Origin of the sequence: Actinomadura sp. HBU206391 (assembly GCF_014323665.1) — a bacterium.
GTDB lineage: Bacteria > Actinomycetota > Actinomycetes > Streptosporangiales > Streptosporangiaceae > Actinomadura_C.
On sequence record NZ_JABVEB010000424.1, the window covers coordinates 1 to 3421 of the forward strand.

Below are 3421 nucleotides of genomic sequence, written 5' to 3' on the forward strand. Positions count from 1 at the left end.
CACTCATTTGTCGCAGGGGTTCTTCGGGACGGTGAACGTGCCCCATCCCTGGGGGATCCACGTGTCCGCGTTCTCGGAGGTGACCAGCGGCAGGCTCGGCAACTGGAGGTACTTGCCCGGCTGCTCGTAGGTCTTGGTCCCGGCGACGCCCTTGCCTTCGAGGGTCAGCAAGGCGGCCCGGATACCGATGTCGCCGATGAAGGGGCTGTAGTTGCCGTCGGCCTGGAAGTCGCCGGCCTTCACCGCCTTGAACCCGGGCGCCGAGCCGTCATGGGTGTAGTGCTTGATCCCGTCACCGCAGCGACCGGCGTTGGCGATGGCCTGCATCGCTCCCCAGGACGACTCCTCGGCCTGGGAGAACACCGCGTCGATCTTCGGGAACTTGGTGAGCCAGTCCTCCATCACCTTGACCGCGGGCTCGCGTACCCACTGGCCGTCGCCGACCGCGAGGACCTTGATCCCGGGTGCGTCCTTCAGCGCGCGCTTGAGCCCAGTACTGCGGTCGACGGCGGGGGAGGACCCGGACACGCCGGTGATCTCGACGATGTTCCCCTTGCCCTTGAGGTCGGCGATCATCTTCTTCGCCGTCTCGTAGCCCATGTCGACGTTGGACTGCCCGATGAAGACGGTCTTGTCCGCCGGGACGTCCCGGTCCAGCACGATGAGCGGGACCTTGGCCTGGGTCACGCGCCGGGCCGCAGGCGCGAGCCCCGCCGACTCGAACGGGCTCATCACGACGGCGTCGACCCCTCGGGCCAGCAGGTCGTCGATGTCGTTCGACTGCTTGGCCACGTCACAGTTGCCGTCAGTGGTGACGACCTCGACGTTGGGGTGGCGGGCGACCTCGGCGAGGATGCTCTCGAGCATGGCCTTGCGCCAGGGGTGGTTGAAGCAGGTCTGGGAGAAGCCGATGGTGATCTTGTCCTTGCCGGCCACCTTCACCGGCCCGGACGGCATGGCCAGGATGTTCTTGAACGGCAGCGCGTCGTAGCCGCTGAGGGTGGTCTCACCCTGCAGTTTGTCGCGGCCGTTGGACGCGGAGCCCCCGCCACCGCCGTCGCCTCCAGCAGAAGTAGACGATGCTTTCATACAGCCGGACGCCGCCAGGATGGCCGCGAGCAGAACCGGCGCGATCTTGAAGCGAGCGCGCAAGACGTCCTCCTAGAGGAGCGCGGGGCCGAGCCCCGCAGATGAGCGAAATAGTGCTGCTATCCAGCGGGTCTGAAGAGTTCGACCCGGTACTCGTACCGATCCGCGGCGAACGTCATCACCGTGGACTCGACGGGTCGTTCCGACTGGGAGTAGGTGATACGGCGGACTATCAGTGCCGAACTGCCCGGTGCGCATTCGAGCAGTTCGGCGTCGGCGGCGTTGAGCGTGGCGGACCGGATCGTCTCCGTGCCCCGGTGCAGTCGCAATCCGATCTCAGGGCCCTGGAGCAGGTCGTACAGCGAACCCGACTCCAGCTCCGCGGGGTCGAACAGATCCAGCCGGCCCGCCAACGCGTCGACGGGAAGCCAGGTCTCCGAGATGCCGATCGGTGTGTCGTCGGCGAGCAGGAGCCGAAGGATGCGCTGGGACGAACCGCTCCACAACTGAGTCGCCCGGAGGTCTTCCGGGGTCGAGACCGTTTCGCTGAGGAGGACCTTGCGTCGAGGGTTGTAACCCTGTTCCCGCATGTTCTCCGTGAAGGACGTCAGCAGCGGCTGGTGCGTAGGGCGCGGTTTGGCGATGAACGTGCCGAGTCCCTGGATCCGCTCCAGATGGCCGTCGGTGACCATCCGCGCCAGCGCCTGCCGGATCGTCGCCCGCGACACCGCGTAGCTCTGGGCGATCTCGGCTTCGGAGAGGAACCGGTCTCCCGCCCGCAGGCCCGCTTTGCCGATGTGGGCGAGCAGGGCCTGTTCCAACTGGACGTACAACGGGAGAGGGGACATCCGGTCCATCATCATGACGATCGTTCTAGCGGATGACCGGTTGTCCTAACAAGCCCTCCACCAGCAAAATCCTTAAAGGTGATCAAGTCATCACGTTAGGTAGTCGAATCGTCCACGAGGGCAGTGGCAGTCAGCTCACAAGCACTGACCGCAGGGGTGCGTATCGCCGCCGACCTCGTTACGCGCGTACGATTCCAGCTCGCCTCGCTCGCCGCAGAACTTCCTGTAGTCCTTGGTCCAGGCAGAGCCGTTGGTCGGCAGGACACTGATGCTTCTGCACGTGGCGTGGTGAAGTACAAGGTACGCCGGAGTGGGCCTGCGATAGGTATTGAGGACGAGGCCGGCGGGGTGAGCAGTGAGCCAGGCGAGGTAGCCCGGGTCGTCATCGACGAAGTCCTGCATATTCGCCGTGATTGCAGGGGCCGCGACTGGGCGCACGCTTGCTGTCGCAGTGCGCACCTTTTTCAGCGATCCTGCACAAATTCAAGATCGTGCCACTGCCACACTCGTCAGCCCTTGATCAACTCATTCTCTGCGAGGGGCAGGCTTCAGCGCCGTCCTCGCGGCTGATATTCGCCGTCGAGCCATCTCAGGAACGTTGCGGGCCGATCGATGTAGGTACGTATGGACGACTCCCTCAGATGGGCAGCGCGCAACTCCCATTCAAATCGGGCGAGTTCTTGCTGCAGGTCGGCGATGGTGTAACGCTCAACAGCCGTACGAACCGCATTCTCAACTCGCCCTGTCACACCGCTGATCCTGGTCTGATTCCAACGGGATGTCGACGCCCTCTTCCGGACATGGCCGCCGATGAGGTCGGAAGTGACCCGTTACCGGCCGTCGGATCTCCTCCCGCTGGTATACGAGTCGTCCGGTTTTCCCGGCCCCGGTGGTGCCGAGGAGGAGGACGCTGCGGTAGCCCTGCTCCGCGCTGGGCAGCGGCAGTAGTTCTTCCCGGATGGAGAGGAAGTCCGTGGGCCGGGTGATGGAAATGCTCGGCACCATGGGTTTCTCCGTCGGCTGTGAATCCCGCTGGGCGGGTTTGGCGTAAAACTTGGCGAGGCTGGCGGGGGAGAGCTGCCGCCGGACCTGACCGGCGACGTCAGGGGGCAGTTCCCGGGAGCGATCTACGCATGCAATGGACGGCCGACCTCAGAAACAGCAAGCGACAGGGCCGCATCCCTGGCGAGCTGCTTCTCGAGGCTCTCGGCAACTTCGTTGGGTCATTCAAGATCCTCGGATCCGAGAGGATCTTGGAGTTCCTTCGGATCCGATATGCCACACCGTGCCGCATCGGGGCGGGAATCCTAGACTTCACGGCGCGTTCCAAACCAACCGCTGTCGTGCTCTTCGGGCTCCCGGGCATCAGCACCGTAACCGTCTTCGGATACCTGATCGGAGGAGGGGAGCTCGCGTACGCCCTGCTGGGCGCCTCAATCTACACGGCACCCGCTATTGCCATGAAGTGGCAGACCGAACGACTT

At 64.5% G+C, this 3421-nt stretch carries 3 protein-coding genes; 1 reads left to right on the forward strand and 2 read right to left on the reverse strand.

What is annotated here, in order from left to right; all coding sequences use genetic code 11:
• Positions 1-3: 3 nt before the first annotated feature.
• Complete coding sequence (locus HKK72_RS37665; protein WP_187239169.1) at positions 4-1152, reverse strand: substrate-binding domain-containing protein; 1149 nt, start codon at positions 1150-1152, stop codon at positions 4-6.
• Between the two features lie 56 nt (positions 1153-1208).
• Entirely contained in the window at positions 1209-1937 is a 729-nt protein-coding gene (locus tag HKK72_RS37670; RefSeq protein WP_187239170.1) for a GntR family transcriptional regulator, read from the reverse strand.
• Between the two features lie 1133 nt (positions 1938-3070).
• Between HKK72_RS37670 and HKK72_RS40365 the strand changes: the two genes are divergently transcribed.
• Positions 3071-3421, forward strand: a 351-nt coding sequence (locus HKK72_RS40365; protein ID WP_222721639.1) for a hypothetical protein, incomplete at its 3' end; no start/stop codon positions are given.